Below are 18,308 nucleotides of genomic sequence, written 5' to 3' on the forward strand. Positions count from 1 at the left end.
TGAATTGTTTATAACATATCAAAAATAGCTTTAAGGAGGGGACGGGATGTGGTTTTTTACCATTAATGGCGAACGATTATACAGTCGTATAATGGAACTTGCAAAAATCGGACAAATAGGGAAAACGGGAGTACGAAGGCTGGCACATTCTCCGGAAGATAAGGAAGCAGTGCTACTTGTGAAGAGGTGGATGGAAGAAATCGGACTCAAAACGAGAATCGACCATTTTGGAAATCTGATTGGACGTCTTGGTGGCGCACATTCTGATTTGCCCGTTTTGATGGTCGGTTCCCATATCGATACACAACCATATGCCGGCAGGTTTGATGGGACTGTGGGTGTTTTAGGCGCCCTTGAAGCGCTTCAAACCATGATCGAAAATAATGTTGTTCCGGTCATGTCAATGGAAGTGGGCGCTTTTTCCGATGAAGAGGGAAACCGTTTTCATAAAGGATTGTTTGGGTCGAGTGGTATTCTTGGCCTTTTGGAAGATGGAGAGCTTGACAGGCAGGATAAGGAAGGAATGACGAGAAGAGATGCGCTAATCGAATTCGGATGCGATCCTGGAAAATTTCCTGAATGTGAATATCGGCATGATCAAATCCATGCTTTCCTTGAACTTCACATTGAACAGGGGCCCGTGCTTGAATCGAAAGGAGAGCCGATCGGAATCGTATCGGGCATTTCCGGTCCGCTTTGGTTGACGGTGGAATTGAACGGATTTGCAGGCGATTCCGGCTCCGTCTCGATGGGAATACGCCAGGATGCTCTTGCCGGGGCTGCCAAAATTATTACAGCTTTGAACGATTTGGCAAGTGAAGATCCTGAGACTTCGACGGTCGGTACAGTTGGCAGCTTACGTTTTTTTCCGAATTCTCGAAATATTATTCCTGAAAAAGTGTCCTTTACGATCGACTTGCGGGACATTGATGAAGAGCGGAGAAATGCCATAGAAACAAGATTAGTAGAAGTCATCAAGGAATCGGTGAAAAAACATCAGTTAACATATGACATTAGCGAAGATATCCGAAGTGAGCCGCGGTATTGTGTTGATTGGATCAAACAGATCATGCGGGAAGAAAGCGAGGACATGGGGTTAAACCCACCAGAGCTCATGAGCGGGGCGTTCCACGATGCCCTTGCCATGTCTACAGTGTGTGACTATGGAATGATCTTTGTCCGTTCCAAAGACGAGGTCAGTCACAATCCGAAAGAATACTCTTTTCCCCGAAGATATTTCCCTTGGGGCCGAGTTATTGTTTAAGACAATGCTGCAAATAGCGGAAAAAAAGGCAGGCGAAAATACATGAGTACAAAAAAGTTCAACCTCATTTTTTCCATTGCTTGCGTTATCCCGTTCCTATTTTTGATCTTTCCATTGTATGAAATCGGGAACAAGGCAACACCAATCATTTTAGGAATGCCATTTTCCTTCTTTTGGGTTTTGTTATGGGTTGCCGTCACTTTTATCGCGGTTGCTTTTTTATATGATGTCGATCCAAATAAAGACGAAGAGGAGGAAATGTAATGCCCCATTGGCAAATTGCGTTATTTATTATGACCGGCTATCTTGTGACAGCTCTTATTATCGGGATTCTTGCGGGGAAGGGAAGAGATCATGGATCTTTGGATGAGTTTGCGGTCGCTGGCGGCAAACTTGGCCTGATTGTCATGTGGTTTTTGATGGGTGGGGCCATTTTTAGCGCATTTGCTTTTTTAGGTTTGCCCGGGTGGGCATATGAGAGGGGAGCACCAGCATATTATATCGTTATTTATTCAGCCTTTGCCATTTTACCGTGGTATATTGTCGGTCCAAAGGTTCGAAAAATCGGCCAGAAATATACAATTTATACCGTTTCGGAATTTTTAAAAATACGATTTCAAAGCAAGGCGCTGGCGGTGATTGTCGGACTGATTACATTTCTGGCCTGCATTCAATATTTGGCGACACAGTTAACGGGAATGGCCCATATTTTCAACATGATGACAGAAGGAAGGATGCCTTTTTGGCTGGGGGTTCTTGTATCATATGGCATCGTGGTTATTTATGTAGCAACAGGTGGATTGCGGGCGGCGGCATGGTCGGACGTCTTTCAAGGCTTTCTCATGATTGTCATTTCCTGGGTTGTTGGCTTGGCAATCGTCTTTCAACTTCATGGAAGCGTAGGCGAAATGTTTAACGGCATTATTCAGGAGCAACCAGCCTTTTTGCAGATTGGAAAAGAAGGATCCCATATGGGGGCCATTCCCTTCACAACGACCATTCTCGTATCAGTGATCGGGTTTCTGATGTGGCCGCATTTATTTTCGAAATCTTATGCTTCCACCCCGAACACGATTAAAAAGACTGTGTTGGTTTATCCACTATTTGCATTATTTTTGGTGCCACTTATACTCGTCGGCTTTGCGGCAAAAGGGGTCGTGGATCAGCAGAATCTTGAAAGTGCCGATCAAATATTTCCGTTTTTGATTACGACTGTTATGAATCTTCCTGGGTGGATATATGGCCTCGTTGGAGCGGGAGCGCTTGCGGCAGCGATGTCTTCGGCTGATGCCATTACCCATAGTGCGTCACTGGAAACAACGGATGGCATTGTTCGCAACATATGGACCAATCTATCCGATAGAACCGTTTTACTGATCATGCGGATTGGCGTATTTGTAATTGGTGCTCTTGCTTATCTCATTACCATTTTTGGCGGACAGGGGTTAGTCGCCCTTCTGATTGGCGCCTATGGGGCGATTGTCCAGTTTGCTCCCGCGATATATAGCGCGCTTTATTGGAAAAGGGCTACTGTATCCGGGGTAATCGCCGGGTTAATAGTGGGGACGGTCTTCAATTTTTACTTCCAGCTTGTGGCAACTTCAACGCCTTTTGAGATTCATGCAGGTATATTGGGACTAATGGCGAATATTGTGATCACAATCGTTATCAGCTATATGACAAAGCCTCAAAATCATAAGGAAGTGGATGATTATATCAATGCTGCTTAAAAAGATGTTACAAAGAATGGATGAAATGAAGGCGGATATCGTTTTTAAGAATGGCGAGGTGGTGACTGTCAATGCCGACAATGATGTAAGTGAGGCAGTTGCTGTAAAAGGAAACAAAATTGTGGCCGTTGGTACGAACGACGAGATAACGTCTTTTATAGGCCATCATACAACTGTCATTGATTTGGAAGGAAAATCGCTTCTGCCCGGATTCATAGACGCTCATCTGCATTTAACGGTTTACGGTTTAAACTTATTGGGGGTAAATTGTACGGCTCCCCATGTTCAATCTTTGCAAGATATTTTTACAGATATAAAGAAAAAGGCGAACGAAACAACAAGAGGGGAATGGGTGAGAGTTTGGGGATTTAATGAACAGAACATCACCGAGAAACGATTTCCGACAAGGGGAGAGTTGGATGCCATTTCGCTTGATCATCCCATCGTGATTACCCGATTTTGTAATCATTTCTCCATCGTCAATAGCAAAGCGTTGGAGTTGGCCGGAATCAATGAAGCAACGCCCGATCCCGAAGGCGGGATGAGGGAACGGGATTCAGATGGACGATTGACCGGAAAATTGATTGAAAATGCTCATATGGAACTTTTCCATACAGCATCTTTTACCGATCACGAGTTGGAAAGCGCACATAAGCTGGCTTCGGATACGTTCGTCAAAGCCGGAATCACAAGTGTACATGATGCCGGAGGATATGGATGTAGCCCGGACATTATAAGGATGATGCAAAAAGGAGTCAGATCCGGCGATATTAAAGTAAGAGTGTATGCCATGATCGGTTCCTTGACCAATTCTGAAGAATTTATTCAAACGATGCTCCGCGCAGGGGTTGTGACGGGACTCGGGGATGAGAAATTTAAAATCGGTCCTGCTAAATTGTTTACTGATGGAAGCAGCACCGGTCCGACCATTGCTACCCGCAAACCTTACACGAGTGATCCAAATGATTACGGGATTCAATATATTGAACAGGAGAAACTGAACCGGATATTGGGGGAAGCCCATGAAAAAGGGTTTCAAATTACGGCCCACGCCCAAGGAGACAAGGCGATTGAAATGGTGATTGATTGTATTGAGCAGGCCCTTGAGCGGTGCCCGCGCGCTGACCACCGCCATCGGATTGAGCATGCGGGGATTGCTGCACCAAACCTGCAAGAACGGATGAAACAGCTGAACATTATTCCGATCCCCAACCCCGTTTTTATATATATGAATGGAGAATCATATATGCATCATTATGGAGAGCGAGTACATGTCATGTATCCGGCAAAAGATTATGTGGATAAATCTATTCCGGCAGCCTTTGCGTCTGATGCGCCGGTCGCCGATTGTAATCCGTTCCTTGGAATACATGCTGCGGTAAATCGGATGACCCAATCAGGACAGGCGGCTGGTCCGGGCCAGGCTGTCGATGTGATGGAAGCTGTCAGGGCATATACGTATAATGGAGCATATGCAAGCTTTGAGGAACATCTCAAAGGTAGTATTGAAGAGGGAAAACTGGCTGATCTTGTTGTATTGGATCGCAGCCTTCTGCAAACAAATAAGGAAGACATGAAACACATTTCCGTGGAAATGACGATGCTTGACGGTGAAATTTTGTATCAAAAGAATGCAATATACTAACATTGGCAGCACAGACCAAGATCATGTTTTAGGGGCTGGCACACAACTAAATCAGCTGATGAAAAAACGAACAATAAAGTGAAACTTCATTCAGTAGCCGTTTTCTTGCATCTCCTACTGAATGTTAGTTGAACCAATCGGGCATTTAGGTGCCGTTATCTTCCACTTAGACCTTTTGTATTCACTCATGTTTTGAAGTAGGAGCGTCTTACGGCACCTTACATGCGGGATAAAGTGAACCTTCATTCAGTAGCCGTTTTCTCCCATCTCTTATTGAATGTTAGTTGAACCAATCGGGCATTTAGGTGCCGTTATCTTCCACTTAGCCCTTTTGTATTCACTCAAGATTTTGATGTGGGAGGCTTACGGCACCTTACATCAGACTGTCTAACAAATAAAACCAAAAAAAGGTATAATATAGGTAACTTATAAGCAGAGGAGATTCTTTAGAATGGGCAATGTTCACGGTTTTTCAGGGAAATCAAATAAGTTTTCAATTACTGTGTTTAGATGAAATGATTGATAAGGAAAACCCTGTTCGAGCAATTGATGCTTTCGTAGAATCACTCTGCTTGGTCGATATGGGAATTAAAGAATATAAAAAACATAATCCTGGACAACAACCTTATGAGAGAAAAGATTTATTAAAGTTGTTCATCTATGGATACTTTAACAAGATCAGATCTTCTCGTTGAGTATGAATATAATATATCAGGATTCTGGATCAATTTAGAACAAATTGCTGATTATCTCGTGTATATTCAAAACGGCAAAATTATCTTTGATGATAGTAAGGAGGTGCTTAAAGAGCGTTACTATTGTTAAAGGTGCCACAGATTTATTAAATAAAGACCTGCGTAAATACTTTATCCAAACTCGAGAAACATTAACGGGTTTTGAAGGTCTTGTTGATCAACCAGGGATGGTAAGAAAGTTAATGGGCAGCCAGCATCATTGGAAGATATAATGTTTTATACAGCGAGAAGCTAAATAGACGTTATCTCTTAAATCAAGTAATCATGAGGAGGATTTATATTGGCCGTTATCTTAGAAGTAAGTAATTTAAGGAAAAGCTATGCCGATTCTGATTTTGCTTTAGATGATGTTTCTTTTTCAATTAATTATGGTGATATCGTCGGATTTATTGGAGAAAACGGAGCTGGTAAATCAACAACAATGAGTTCAATACTAGGAACTTTATATAAAGACAGTGGGACTATTCATATTTTCGGTGAAGAAATAGACCCAAAAGATCCAGACCTAAAGAATGATATCGGTGTTGTATTTGATGACATGAAGTTACCTGGAGACTTAACCATCCTAAACTTAAAAAAAGTTTTTAGAGGTATTTATAAAAACTGGAATGATGATCAATTTGATTATTACGTAAAAATGTTCTCTTTACCTCTAAAAAAGAAGGTTAAGGACTTTTCAAGAGGGATGTCAATGAAGCTATCAGTTGCGATTGCTTTGTCTCACAACGCAAAGTTATTAATCTTGGATGAGGCTACGGCAGGACTAGATCCAACGGGAAGAGATGAATTGCTAGATGTATTACAGGATTTTGTTCAAGATCAAGATCGAGGGATTCTCCTTTCCTCTCACATAACAAGTGATATCGAAAAAATCGCAAATAATCTCATTTTTATAAAGGGCGGAAAAATACTATTAAAGATTCAAAAAGATGAACTTTTAAAAAACTATGCAATTCTTACGTGCAACGAGCATGAATTTAAAGAAATTAATCAGGACTTGGTAGTAGCTTATAAACAAAACGGAGATGATACAGATGTTCTGGTTTCTGATCGTGAAAAAGTAAGACATCTAATAAAGAAAGAATCTTTCTCTATAGATGAAATCACTCTACTTTTAATGCGAGGTGAGAAAGTTTGAAATTCATTAGTTGTAGGAGTTAGCCTTGGAGTTCTTGAAAAAGACAATACGAAATAAAAAAAATTGCAAAAAAATACGCTATCTTAAAACCGTGACCTTTTGCAAATTGTATGGCCTCTTATATAAAAAGCTCCTTATCTGGAGAAATATAGTTAGTCACATGATATAAATCCGCATTATAAGGCTCTTTATTGAAAAGGACATGATAAATTGCCACTAACAAACGGTGGGCAATCGCAATATTGAGTAAACCCTTGATCATCCGTAATTGCGATGACAGCAACAACAAAGGTCTTGTGAACGTCAATTCCGCAGCAATTCGGATAAACGATTTTTAGCATGCTAGCTACCTCCTATCCATTTGATTGAAGAAGAACTATATATTGACTGCAAGGCTCTCTATAAACGAGACGCTTATGCAAAGATACGTTTACGTTCTCTATGTCATAGTTAGTTGTTCTTGAAAAGCCAAGCTACACATATAAAAATGCGAGGTCGTGTAGTGAAACCATGCACTTATTCACCTCCCCGTGATTTGTAGTGTATATAGGCTCCTTCAAAAATAGGTTACTACTTTAAAACGAAAGATAAAAGGCATAACCTTCATTTTCATGCGGTGTTGTGCCTTGAGCGAAGCGAAAGGAATGATTATAAAAATGAGAGGACTATTTTTGAATCAATATTTTACAGTTGAAAAGAGTCTTAGAAATTACGTGTTTATAAGTGTTGTTATAGTCTGCCTTCTCATAATAAGTAATAATGAGATGATGTTGTCTTTCGCCACATGGTTGCCTATCTTATTTATGATCACTCCAGCTTTTGAAGCTTTAAAACACGAATCCTCATCTGGTTGGAATAAATTTGTGTTAGCATTACCAATCAAAAGAAGTCAAGTTGTACAAAGTCATTATATTTTCTATTCACTAATCATGCTTTCAGGGATTATTTTGACTTTTGTATTATTTGTTTTAACAGATCTAATAATGGGACAAAATCAAACAACAACAGCCGTTTATTCAATAATGAATGGGGTTGGATTAGCACTGATTATAGGTTTTGTTACTTATCCTTTAACCTATCATTACGGTACAGAGAAATCTGATATGATTCTGATGATGGGTGTACTTGCAGCTATAGGATTATTTTTCTTGAGTGAATGGATATATAAAGGGATTTTAGAAAATTTTGGTGCGCCACTTAGTCCAAACACAAACCACGATCTACTTTTTTCTTCAAGCTTTTTATTGATTAACTTGTTTCTTTTCATCATTTCATACTTTGTGACGCTTCAAATTTACAAACGCAAGGAGTTCTAAGCATAATCGAGTAAATAACTTTTCGCCCCTCTCACACCACCTTACATGCCGGATAAAGTGAAACTTCATTATAAGGCGACTGTCAAAGAGAAGGCAGTCCCAGCCCACATTAATTGACAGCCTTTATCAAGTCGTACGCTTTCAGAGCTGTTTCGATTGCAATTCTTTTATCCGGATTCATGAAGTCTGCGCCCAACAACTGCTCGATTTTTGCAAGCCGATGATAGAGGGTTTGTCTGACGATAAACAGTTTTTCGGCAGCTTCCTTTTTTGCCCCGCCACACTCCAGATATACTTTTAAGGTTTGGAAAAGTCCGCTTTCTGTTGTTCGGTCGTATTCCAGTATGGGACCTAGATAATCCAATACATATGCTTCCAGTTCGCCGGTATTTTTTAAAGGAAGAAATAGCCTGTAAACGCCCATTTCATCATATAAATGGATGTTTGCCTGAATGCCGATCACTTCTTTTGCTTCTTTGTAGCTTTTTGTTAATTGCTTAATACGGGTATATTCCCGGCCAATTCCGATGGTGAATGTTTTTCCGAACAAACCTTTTTTCTCATTATTTTCGTCGATATAGTGGATAATTCTTTTTAAATGTTCCACTGCCTTTTCTTTTTCTTCAACTGTAATCGCTGCAATCACGGCAATTTCATCTCTTGTAGCTGATACAGAGGGGAGAAATCCATGTCTTTTAAAAAGGGTGCGTATAAGCATTGCCCTTTGCAAGTTAATGTCTTCCCATTCTTCTTCGCTGATTTCTTGATCGTGTGGCTGAAATTGAAGGACAAATACCCGGTAGCACATGTCCATATGGATGAAGGGCAGATGGGTGTGCATTTCGTTTATATCAAACTCGCGTCCTTGTAAAATATTTCGTACGAACTTATCTTCTGAATGCTGCTTTCTTTCCTCAATCGTTCGATTTCTTAACATGATTTGCGCAATTGAAAGGGCAGCCCGGTCAAGAATGAGATAATGAAATTCTTCCGGTGCGGAACTTGCGGTATGGAGGAAAAGGCATCCCCATGTGTGTCCAAGGCCTTTGACCGGCATGACGACGAAGCGCTCATGTTCAATGTTGATGATCTGTTGTTGCCGAATGTCATTTCTCTCCATTTCGACATATTGTACTGCTATGTCAAGAAGTTCCTTTTGGTCTGCGGGAAAGTAAAAGTTCCTGCCTTCAGCCGGTAAAAACATAACCGTGTGATGGAAATATTGATAGAGCTCTTGCAAAATTTTCTGGATTCCATTGGATGACATTGACAGCTCAATAAACTTTCGGGAAGACGTATCGAGGTATTTTAAAAGGTCATGATGTCTGTTGATGATTAAACTGTGAAGGTCTTGCGTAATGTCTACAAATTTTACAGTCTCTTCAAACAAGATAATGGGAAAGTGATGTTTGTTGGCCAGTTGCAATATATCTTCGTGAATTTCCTGAAAGTAGGGTCCTTTTTCAATACAAATACCGGCAGCATTTGATTGAATCAATTTCCGTACAAATGTAAGCTGGGTAAGAAAATCTGTTTGAAGACCGACGCCTGTTGTCAGAATCAATTCGCCGCCGTGAATGAGCGACTCGAAATCGACAACTTCCAATACATGGACCCAGCGAATAATCCGATTCAGTCCCTCTGAACCAGCTAAAACTTTTGCATGGTGAAAATGTTCCCTTGAAAGAATGTCTCCCACTTTTAACGTAAATTCGTTCATCATATCGTTGGCCTCCAATATGTAAAATGAATCGCGCGATGATTTTACACTTTGTATAATGTATTGCCTAAGATTTATTTGTAAAATTGATTATGAAGGGAATATAAATTTGAGTCAACCATTAATATGGTAAAGATAAGGAGGAGAAAAATTGAGTACAGTTGCAGAAAATACGAAAACGCTTGCAAATTTCATAAATGGACAATGGGTAAAATCTAAGACTGAAAAGTATGAAGATGTACCGAACCCCGCCACCGGGGAACTGCTTGCCAAAGTTCCGATCTCAACAAAAGAGGATTTGGATGAGGCGGTCAAGGCTGCTAAAGAAGCCTATAAAACTTGGAAACAAACACCTGTTCCCCAGCGCGCCAGAGTTTTATTCAAATACCACCAGCTGCTTGTCGATGAGTGGGACGAGTTGGCGCGGCTCATTACGGTTGAGAATGGAAAAAATTTCAACGAGGCGTATGGTGAGGTTCAAAGAGGGATAGAGTGTGTCGAGTTTGCGGCCGGAGCACCTTCCTTGATGATGGGGATGCAGCTTCCTGACATCGCTACAAATATCGAATCGGGAATGTACCGCTATCCTTTGGGCGTCATTGGCGGTATTACGCCGTTCAACTTTCCGATGATGGTTCCTTGCTGGATGTTCCCGCTCGCGATTGCGTGCGGCAACACGTTTGTGCTAAAACCGTCAGAAAGAACGCCGCTTCTTGCCAATCGTTTGGCGGAATTGCTTCAGGAAGCAGGGATTCCAAAAGGGGTATTCAACATTGTTCACGGCGCCCACGATGTCGTAAACGGGATGTTAAGCCATCCTGATGTTCCGGCTGTCTCTTTTGTAGGTTCACAACCGGTTGCTGAATATGTGTATAAAACGGGAACCGCCCACGGAAAGAGGGTTCAGGCGCTTGCCGGAGCGAAAAACCATACGATCGTCCTTCCGGATGCCGATTTGGAATCCGCCGCAACAAACATTTTTAATGCTGCCTTCGGATCAGCGGGTGAACGTTGCATGGCCTGCTCCGTCGTAGTAGCTGTTGAAGAAATCGCAGATGAATTGGTTCAAAAGCTTGTGGAAAAAGCCGACAGTATCAAAATGGGAGACGGGCTTCAAGAAGACGTGTTCCTCGGTCCGGTCATCCGCGATTCCCATAAAGAGAAAACACTCGGCTACATCAAATCCGGGATCGAAGAAGGGGCCAAGCTTGTGCGTGATGGCCGGAAAGATGAATCTTTAGCAAAAGGCGGCTACTTCGTAGGACCAACCATTTTTGAAAATGTGACACAAGACATGAAAATTTGGAAGGAAGAAATTTTTGCTCCGGTCTTATCAGTTGTACGTGTGAAGAATTTGGATGAAGCGATTGAGTTTGCAAACAAGTCCGAATTCGCAAATGGAGCTTGCTTGTTTACGGACAGCGCGAAAGCGATTCGCAAATTCAGAGAAGAAATCGACTCGGGGATGCTTGGTATTAACTTGGGCGTGCCTGCCCCGATGGCATTTTTCCCATTCTCGGGCTACAAAAAATCTTTCTATGGTGACTTGCATGCCAACGGCCGTGATGGCATCGAATTTTACACGCGCAAGAAAATGGTGACACAGAGACACGCCTATTGATCTTGGAAAATGGGATGCGGCGCCTAGTCTGGGAAATTGCCGGATGAAAATGTGTAGGTGGACCAATTTACCAAGGTCAGAGCTTTGGATCAGTCTGCCACATGGAGGAAGGGAGAACTCCTCTGAAATGAAGCCAAAGCTCACGCATCACGCTTTCTATCAGGCGTTGCATTTTTTCTAGTCCTGGTGTTCGCATCTTGTTTGTTATCGGACGGTAGAAAAATAGAATACGAAAATAATCGTTCGGCCATCCCGCAATTTATGCGGGATGCTTCTGGCCTTGAACAAGAAAGGGGTTTCATATGTCAACAACCCAAACAGATCCATTGATTGAAAAAGATCGCAAACATGTTTGGCATCATATTTCTCCTTATAAGGAAACAAGTCCCCCGACAATTTTTACTGAAGCAAAAGGGGCTTGGATGATTGATCATAAGGGGAACAAAGTGTTGGACGGCATGTCGGGGTTGTGGTGTGTCAATGTCGGATACGGAAGAGAAGAGCTTGCCAAAGCGGCCTATGACCAAATGATTAAAATGACGTATACACCGATGACGCAAAGTCACCAGCCGGCAATTGACCTTGCTGAAAAATTAAATGAATACCTGGATGACGATTATATGATTTTTTACTCGAATAGCGGTTCGGACGCAAACGAGGTTGCTTTTAAGATTGCAAGACAATACCATCAACAAAATGGGGAGCCTTCCCGTTACAAATTTATTTCCCGGTATCGCGCCTATCACGGAAGTTCAATGGGAGCGCTGTCTGCAACAGGGCAGGCTTTGAGAAAGTATAAGTATGAACCGCTCGTGCCCGGCTTTTTGCATGTGGCGCCGCCGGACAGTTATAGAAGGCCGGCAGGAATGTCAGTGGAAGAATTCAATATTCAAAAAGCCCGGGAATTTGAGAAGAAAATCATTTGGGAACAAAAGGAAACGATTGCCGGCATTATTATGGAACCGCTCATCACCGGCGGCGGAGTCATTATCCCACATCCGGTTTATATGGAAAGAGTCCAGGAAATTTGCGGGAAATATGGGGTTCTTCTCATCATTGACGAGGTGATTTGCGGCTTTGGAAGAACAGGTAAAATGTTTGGCCATATGCATTTCAATATAAAGCCCGATATGATTTCCATGGCAAAAGGTCTGACAAGTGCCTATTTGCCTCTTTCAGTCACAGCGGTCAGAAAGGACATTTACGAAATATTCAAGAAAAGTGAAGAAAACAGCCATTTCCGCCATGTCAATACATTTGGCGGAAATCCCGCGGCTTGTGCATTGGCGTTGAAAAACTTGGAGATTATGGAAAGAGAAAATCTCGTAGCCCGTTCTTCAGAATTGGGAGAGCGCTTAAAAAACGAGCTGGCTGTATTGAAGGATCACCCTTATGTCGGTGACATTCGGGGTATGGGGTTTCTGATGGGGATAGAAATGGTGGAGGATAAAGAAACGAAGGAACCAGCAAAAAATGAGTGGGTTGCGAAAATCATGTCCGAATGCAGAGATAAAGGACTCATTATTGGTAAAAACGGAGACACGGTAGCGGACTATAACAATATTTTAACATTATCTCCACCACTTTCCTGTACAGATGAAGATGTCGATTTCATTATTTCAACCCTAAAAGAAGTTTTTCATCAAAATAAAAATTGACCATTAAGCGCAAATGGAGCGGGGATGTTTCAAAGCATCCCCGTTTGTTCACGAAAAAAATAAAAATGTTTTTCGGGAAAGCTTTCGTTTATAGAATGAAAGTGATATATTCAAATTGTGGCTAGTAAGAACAGTTAGGAGGAAATATGATGATTATTGGTGTGCCAAAGGAAATTAAAAGTAATGAGAATCGCGTAGCCATGACACCTGCCGGTGCTTATACATTAACCCAAGCAGGACATGAAGTACATATCGAAACAGGGGCGGGGCTTGGATCAAGCTTCACTGACGAAGAATATGTACAAGCTGGTGCAAAAATCGTAAATAGCGCCAAAGAAGCATGGGATGCGGAAATGGTCATGAAAGTGAAGGAGCCTCTTGAGGAAGAGTTCGGTTACTTCCGCGAAGGATTGATCCTTTTCACATACTTGCATCTTGCTGCAGAACCTGCATTGACGAAGGCGCTTATAGAAAGCAAAGTGGTTGCCATTGCGTACGAAACTGTACAGCTTCCAAACCGCTCACTTCCGTTGCTATCTCCAATGAGTGAGGTTGCAGGAAGGATGGCTACTCAAATCGGTGCGCAATTCCTATCCAAAACTTATGGAGGAAAAGGAAAGCTTTTAGCAGGTGTACCGGGTGTTGAACGTGGGAAAGTCACGGTCATTGGCGGCGGCCAGGCTGGTACGAACGCTGCAAAAATGGCAGTAGGCCTTGGAGCCGACGTAACGATCATCGACTTAAGCGTAGACCGTTTACGCCAGCTTGATGATATTTTTGGAAACGACGTTAAAACATTAATGTCCAATCCATTCAACATTGCCAATGCCGTGAAAGATTCTGACTTGGTGATTGGCGCAGTTCTTATTCCTGGAGCAAAAGCCCCTAAACTGGTTTCCGAAGAAATGGTGAAATCCATGTCTCCGGGCTCTGTTCTTGTGGACATTGCCATTGACCAAGGCGGTATTTTCGCGACAAGCGACAGAGTAACAACTCATGACAACCCAACATATGAAAAACACGGTGTTGTTCACTATGCTGTTGCCAACATGCCTGGTGCTGTTCCGCAAACATCCACGATGGCTTTGACGAACGTAACAGTGCCATATGCACTGCAAATCGCCAACAAAGGCTACAAACAAGCTTGCTTAGATAACGAACCTCTATCAAAAGGAATCAACGTCCTAGACGGAAAAGTGACATTCAAAGCTGTCGCAGATGACCTTGGATACGAGTTTGTTGACGCAAAAGAATTGCTATAATACTAATAACAATCGCCCGGGTTCTTCCGGGCGTTTTTTAGAAGACTCGCTTTCTTGTTTCACCATGAGGCGAGCGAAAGCAACCTCGTGCCACTACTGCGGACTAAATAGGGCGGTAACGGCGAAAATCCCGGTGGATCAACAGGAGTACCCGCGCAAGGGAGCAGCTTACCCGCGTATGGGGGCAGGTTCCCCGTGCAAGGGAGCAGGTTCCCCGCGTATGGGAGCAGGTTCCCCGTGCAAGGGAGCAGGTTACCCGCGTATAGGAGCAAGTTACCCGCGCAAGGGAGCAAGTTACCCGCGTATGGGAGCAACTTACCCGCGCAAGGGAGCAGGTTACCCGCGTATAGGAGAAAATACCCGCGAAAATCAAAAAATCGCGCACAATGTAAATCCCCGCTTGTCATCTGAAACTCTACTCTACGAAATCTGGGCTTAGTCTGCCACGGCGGTTGCTCTGCCTTTCAATTATTCTACTATTTGCAACGTTTTGGGATATGTTGTCATGACCCGGACGCCGTTTTCTGTCACGAGCACGTCATCCTCAATCCGGACTCCGGTAAAGCCGGGTATATAAATTCCCGGTTCGATTGTAAAAACCATCCCTGTTTTTAAAGGCATATCATTTCGTTCATGTACCGACGGATATTCATGGACGCCGATGCCAAGGCCGTGTCCCAGCCGGTGGGTGAAATAATGGCCGTATCCCGCCTCAGAAATAATATTGCGGGCTGCAATGTCCAGTTCTTTTGCCGGTACTCCCGGTTTTGTAAGTTGCACGGCTGTTTCCTGTGCTTTCAGAACCGTTTCGTATATTTTTTTCTGTTCATCGCTTACTTCGCCAAAGGCAATGGTTCTTGTAATATCTGAACAATATCCATTAAAAGAGACGCCCAGATCAAATAGAACAAAATCTCCTTTTCGTATTTTCGTATCTCCCGGTACGCCATGTGGAGAAGCGGTGTTTGCCCCGGCAAGAACGAGTGGAGAAAAGGCCATCCCGGCTCCTTTTTTCGTTATTTCATATTCGATTGTTGCGATGAGGTCAACCTCTGTTTTTCCTTCGGCTATTTCATTCACGCCAACTTTTACTGCAAAATCAACGAGTTCGCATGCCTGTTCCAATAGCTCAATTTCTTTACTGTCTTTGATGAGGCGCAACTCATTAAGAAAAGGTTCGGCAGGGAGAAATGAAGCATCCTTATACAATTTCCGAAGCTGTTCAAACTTTGTAATATTCAAATGGTCTTTTTCGATCGCCCATAAGCGGATCTTGTCCAGACGGGCACTCATGCGTTTTTGAATCAAGTCCCAAGGATTGTCCGTGTCGCTGTATCCGATAATTTCTTCATTCCATCCGGCCCGTCTCGCCTCTTCCGCCTCCATTCCCGGACAGACAAGGATAGGCTCTTTCTCTTGAAAAACGATGAGGGCAAGGAGTCGTTCATGAGGTTCACATCTAAAGCCTGTAATATAAAAAACATTGTCCGGCGAAGTGATAAAAGCAGCATCAATTCGATCCTGGCGCAACCATTCCATCAATTTTGTAAGTTTTCCACTCATGGACAAACCACTCCCTTTTCATCCGGTTACCTAAAGATTACCATTTTAAGCGGTTGCATAAAAGGGAAATGGATTATTTGGCAGGAAGACAGCGAATGGTCTAGAATGATTTTATGTTGAGGATTTTTTAAAAACAAGGAGGTTGCTGCATGATGAAAGTATCTTATCATGGACATTCGGTTGTCAAAATGGAAACGAACGGCAAAACAATATTGATCGACCCATTTATTACAGGCAATGAACTTACTGATTTAAAGGCAGAAAATGAAAATCCCGATGTGATTATTTTAACCCATGGGCATGCTGATCACGTCGGGGATACGATCGAGATAGCCAAGCGGTGCAATTCCCTCGTTGTGGCACCAAATGAACTTGCTACATATATGGGATGGCAAGGGGTGCAAACGCATCCTATGCATATCGGCGGATCCCGCGAATTTGATTTTGGAAAAATTAAATTTACACAGGCTTTTCACGGCTCAGCTATTTTTACGGAAGATCAACAAATCATTTATTTGGGAATGCCCGCAGGTGTGCTGTTCATGGCTGAAGGCAAAACCATTTATCATGCAGGCGATACAGCGCTGTTTTCAGATATGAAGTTAATCGGTGAACGTCATCCCATCGACCTGGCTTTCTTGCCGATCGGCGACAATTTTACAATGGGGCCGGAGGATGCGGCACTGGCAGCAGAATTCTTGCAGGCAAAAACGGTTGTACCGATCCACTACAATACGTTTCCGCCCATTAAGCAAGATCCTGAACAATTTATCGGGATGCTGAAGGAAGGACTAAACGGGAAAGTAATGAATCCGGGCGATTCTATCGAACTATAAGCATATCCCCCTGCATACATTAGTAGAAATATTGTATGGAGGGGATTTTACATGAAAAACCGATACTTGCTGTGCTTGTTGCTTTGCTGTGCCCTTATTTATATTGCTTTGCCAAGACTGAATGTACATGCCCAGGGACTAGAAGGTATTTTTTCACTTTCGTGGATTGCTTTTGCTCTTCTCGTTTTTGCCGGGAATTTAGCAGCGCTGCTATTTTTTAATAAAAAATCCCTGAAGAAACATCAGGTGAAAACGATGCATAAAGATACCGAGGGCAGACGAATACGGCCAAAAGGGACAATATAAGTTTGATGTAGCGGGCTTTTCCCGATATAATGGAATAATAAATAACTGTACGTTTCAGGAAAAGGGTGAAAAGCTTGTCGACGAAGCATGAACAAATTATCCGTCATATCGATGGCCTTCCCGTTGGCGAAAAAATCTCCGTCCGTCAAATTGCAAAAGTGTTAAACGTTAGTGAAGGGACTGCGTATAGAGCGATCAAAGATGCAGAAAACAGGGGATATGTCAGTACAATCGAACGGGTCGGCACGATTCGGATCGAGCGCAAGAAAAAAGAGAATATAGAAAAGCTCACCTTTGCGGAAGTCGTCAATATTATAGATGGACAAGTGCTAGGTGGAAAGGCGGGCCTTCATAAAACACTTAATAAATTTGTCATCGGGGCAATGAAACTTGATGCGATGATGAGATATACGGGCCCTGGCAACTTGCTGATTGTCGGAAATCGAACAAAGGCGCATGAGTACGCTTTGAAGGCGGGAGCGGCGGTTTTGATTACGGGCGGTTTTGATACGGAGGATCACGTAAAACAGCTTGCCAACCAATTGGAACTCCCCATCATATCAACAAGCTACGATACGTTTACGGTGGCCACAATGATTAACAGGGCCATTTATGATCAACTGATCAAAAAGGAAATCGTTCTTGTGGAAGATATTTTTATTCCGCTTGAAAAAACGATAAGCATGTCAACTACAGAAAAAGTGGCGGATTGGTACGCTCTGAAAGAGAAAACAGATCATAGCCGGTTTCCTGTCGTTGACGCAAATGGAAAAGTGCAAGGCATGGTTACAGGAAAAGATGTGATTGGCCAGGATCCCAATTTGGGGATCGAAAAGGTAATGACGAAGAATCCCATCACCGCCTCGCAAAAAACGAGTGTCGCTTCGGTTGCCCATATGATGATTTGGGAAGCAATCGAAGTTCTGCCCGTTGTCGATAACCAACAAAAGTTGGTGGGGATTATTAGCCGCCAAGACGTCTTGAAGGCGCTTCAAATGATTCAAAGACAGCCGCAAGTTGGCGAGACGCTGGATGATACAGTATCGAAGCAGTTGTCCAGCGGCAAGCAAGTCGGGGAGACGACATTTCAATTTGAAGTGACGCCGCAAATGACGAGCCAGCTTGGGACAATCTCAAACGGCGTATTTACTTCCATCGTGGCAGAATCAGCCAACCGTTTTTTCCGGCTGAAGAAAAAGGGAGAACTCGCTGTAGAGAGTATGACTATTTATTTCCTGAAGCCAGTGCAAATGGATAGCATGATCGAAATCATCCCCAAAATATTGGAATCCGGACGCAAATACGGAAAAGTGGATGTTGAGGTATATAATAATGGCGAGATTGTTGGAAAAGCATTGATGATGTGCCGTCTCATTGATAAATAAAAGTTTGTTTAAGTAGTTAAAACGCGACGGGGAACTGGCGTTATTTCCTTTTTTATTGAGATAAGCGCAAGACGGCTGGCTATACGTCGCTTGCACTGGGAAGTCCTGG

Annotated in this window: 14 protein-coding genes and 1 pseudogene; 12 read left to right on the forward strand and 3 right to left on the reverse strand. The window is 42.8% G+C overall.

All coding sequences use genetic code 11. From position 1 onward, the window contains the following. Nucleotides 1–46 precede the first annotated feature (46 nt). The 5 genes and pseudogenes from MHB50_RS04520 (at nucleotide 47) to MHB50_RS04540 (ending at nucleotide 6,532) form a co-directional block, all read left to right on the forward strand. Nucleotides 47–1,310: pseudogene (locus tag MHB50_RS04520) on the forward strand (M20 family metallo-hydrolase). Next, nucleotides 1,307–1,528 carry a DUF3311 domain-containing protein gene (locus MHB50_RS04525; protein ID WP_077110855.1) on the forward strand — a complete coding sequence of 74 codons (222 nt, stop codon included), beginning with the start codon at nucleotides 1,307–1,309 and terminating at the stop codon, nucleotides 1,526–1,528. The pseudogene MHB50_RS04520 and the gene MHB50_RS04525 overlap by 4 nt, the downstream one beginning before the upstream one ends. Then, nucleotides 1,528–2,994 carry a sodium:solute symporter family protein gene (locus MHB50_RS04530; RefSeq protein ID WP_340084915.1) on the forward strand — a complete coding sequence of 489 codons (1,467 nt, stop codon included), beginning with the start codon at nucleotides 1,528–1,530 and terminating at the stop codon, nucleotides 2,992–2,994. The genes MHB50_RS04525 and MHB50_RS04530 overlap by 1 nt, the downstream gene beginning before the upstream one ends. A 25-nt stretch (nucleotides 2,995–3,019) precedes the next feature. Next, nucleotides 3,020–4,639 (forward strand): amidohydrolase, encoded by a 1,620-nt coding sequence (locus MHB50_RS04535; RefSeq protein WP_077110870.1) that lies wholly within the window; start codon nucleotides 3,020–3,022, stop codon nucleotides 4,637–4,639. 1,035 nt (nucleotides 4,640–5,674) lie between these two features. Continuing rightward, a complete protein-coding gene (locus MHB50_RS04540; protein WP_077112956.1) occupies nucleotides 5,675–6,532 on the forward strand; it encodes an ABC transporter ATP-binding protein in 858 nt (285 codons plus the stop codon). Nucleotides 6,533–6,720: 188 nt separating this feature from the next. Here the strand turns inward: MHB50_RS04540 and MHB50_RS04545 are convergent, their stop codons facing one another. Next, nucleotides 6,721–6,873, reverse strand: a complete 153-nt coding sequence (locus MHB50_RS04545; RefSeq protein ID WP_171973958.1) for a hypothetical protein — start codon at nucleotides 6,871–6,873, stop codon at nucleotides 6,721–6,723. A gap of 285 nt (nucleotides 6,874–7,158) precedes the next feature. Here MHB50_RS04545 and MHB50_RS04550 point away from each other — a divergent pair, with 285 nt between their 5' ends. Next, nucleotides 7,159–7,848, forward strand: a complete 690-nt coding sequence (locus MHB50_RS04550; RefSeq protein ID WP_236017056.1) for an ABC-2 transporter permease — start codon at nucleotides 7,159–7,161, stop codon at nucleotides 7,846–7,848. Nucleotides 7,849–7,957: 109 nt separating this feature from the next. On the opposite strand, the gene MHB50_RS04555 is transcribed toward MHB50_RS04550, so the two are convergent. Continuing rightward, nucleotides 7,958–9,571 carry a PucR family transcriptional regulator gene (locus MHB50_RS04555; RefSeq protein ID WP_205179272.1) on the reverse strand — a complete coding sequence of 538 codons (1,614 nt, stop codon included), beginning with the start codon at nucleotides 9,569–9,571 and terminating at the stop codon, nucleotides 7,958–7,960. A 148-nt stretch (nucleotides 9,572–9,719) separates the two neighbouring features. Between MHB50_RS04555 and MHB50_RS04560 the strand changes: the two genes are divergently transcribed. From MHB50_RS04560 to ald, 3 genes are all read left to right on the forward strand, one after another. Then, a complete protein-coding gene (locus MHB50_RS04560; protein ID WP_205179270.1) occupies nucleotides 9,720–11,189 on the forward strand; it encodes a CoA-acylating methylmalonate-semialdehyde dehydrogenase in 1,470 nt (489 codons plus the stop codon). Nucleotides 11,190–11,491: 302 nt separating this feature from the next. Then, nucleotides 11,492–12,847, forward strand: a complete 1,356-nt coding sequence (locus MHB50_RS04565; RefSeq protein WP_340084916.1) for an aspartate aminotransferase family protein — start codon at nucleotides 11,492–11,494, stop codon at nucleotides 12,845–12,847. Between the two features lie 149 nt (nucleotides 12,848–12,996). Then, complete coding sequence (gene ald, locus MHB50_RS04570; RefSeq protein WP_077111176.1) at nucleotides 12,997–14,109, forward strand: alanine dehydrogenase; 1,113 nt, start codon at nucleotides 12,997–12,999, stop codon at nucleotides 14,107–14,109. 468 nt (nucleotides 14,110–14,577) lie between these two features. On the opposite strand, the gene MHB50_RS04575 is transcribed toward ald, so the two are convergent. Next, the gene (locus tag MHB50_RS04575) at nucleotides 14,578–15,672 is read right to left on the reverse strand and encodes a Xaa-Pro peptidase family protein (RefSeq protein WP_340084917.1); all 1,095 of its coding nucleotides are present in this window, start codon (nucleotides 15,670–15,672) and stop codon (nucleotides 14,578–14,580) included. A gap of 152 nt (nucleotides 15,673–15,824) precedes the next feature. On the opposite strand from MHB50_RS04575, the gene MHB50_RS04580 reads away from it, so the two are divergent. From MHB50_RS04580 to MHB50_RS04590, 3 genes are all read left to right on the forward strand, one after another. Continuing rightward, nucleotides 15,825–16,508: a metal-dependent hydrolase gene (locus tag MHB50_RS04580; protein ID WP_340085288.1), complete on the forward strand. Its 684-nt coding sequence runs from the start codon at nucleotides 15,825–15,827 to the stop codon at nucleotides 16,506–16,508. A gap of 51 nt (nucleotides 16,509–16,559) precedes the next feature. Beyond that, nucleotides 16,560–16,814: a hypothetical protein gene (locus MHB50_RS04585; protein ID WP_340084918.1), complete on the forward strand. Its 255-nt coding sequence runs from the start codon at nucleotides 16,560–16,562 to the stop codon at nucleotides 16,812–16,814. 74 nt (nucleotides 16,815–16,888) lie between these two features. Beyond that, complete coding sequence (locus tag MHB50_RS04590; protein ID WP_340084919.1) at nucleotides 16,889–18,199, forward strand: CBS domain-containing protein; 1,311 nt, start codon at nucleotides 16,889–16,891, stop codon at nucleotides 18,197–18,199. Nucleotides 18,200–18,308: the final 109 nt, after the last annotated feature.

The sequence above is a fragment of the Siminovitchia sp. FSL H7-0308 genome (assembly GCF_037980985.1).
Taxonomy (GTDB): Bacteria; Bacillota; Bacilli; order Bacillales; family Bacillaceae_C; genus Siminovitchia; species Siminovitchia thermophila.

What these genes read in the sequence shown, in the direction of transcription:
- MHB50_RS04535 (WP_077110870.1), top strand. Translation starts at nt 3,020, where the DNA reads ATGAAGGCGGATATCGTTTTTAAGAATGGCGAGGTGGTGACTGTCAAT.
- MHB50_RS04525 (WP_077110855.1), top strand. Translation starts at nt 1,307, where the DNA reads ATGAGTACAAAAAAGTTCAACCTCATTTTTTCCATTGCTTGCGTTATC.
- MHB50_RS04565 (WP_340084916.1), top strand. Translation starts at nt 11,492, where the DNA reads ATGTCAACAACCCAAACAGATCCATTGATTGAAAAAGATCGCAAACAT.
- MHB50_RS04530 (WP_340084915.1), top strand. Translation starts at nt 1,528, where the DNA reads ATGCCCCATTGGCAAATTGCGTTATTTATTATGACCGGCTATCTTGTG.
- MHB50_RS04585 (WP_340084918.1), top strand. Translation starts at nt 16,560, where the DNA reads ATGAAAAACCGATACTTGCTGTGCTTGTTGCTTTGCTGTGCCCTTATT.
- MHB50_RS04575 (WP_340084917.1), bottom strand. Translation starts at nt 15,672, where the DNA reads ATGAGTGGAAAACTTACAAAATTGATGGAATGGTTGCGCCAGGATCGA.
- MHB50_RS04555 (WP_205179272.1), bottom strand. Translation starts at nt 9,571, where the DNA reads ATGATGAACGAATTTACGTTAAAAGTGGGAGACATTCTTTCAAGGGAA.
- MHB50_RS04545 (WP_171973958.1), bottom strand. Translation starts at nt 6,873, where the DNA reads ATGCTAAAAATCGTTTATCCGAATTGCTGCGGAATTGACGTTCACAAG.
- MHB50_RS04580 (WP_340085288.1), top strand. Translation starts at nt 15,825, where the DNA reads ATGAAAGTATCTTATCATGGACATTCGGTTGTCAAAATGGAAACGAAC.
- ald (WP_077111176.1), top strand. Translation starts at nt 12,997, where the DNA reads ATGATTATTGGTGTGCCAAAGGAAATTAAAAGTAATGAGAATCGCGTA.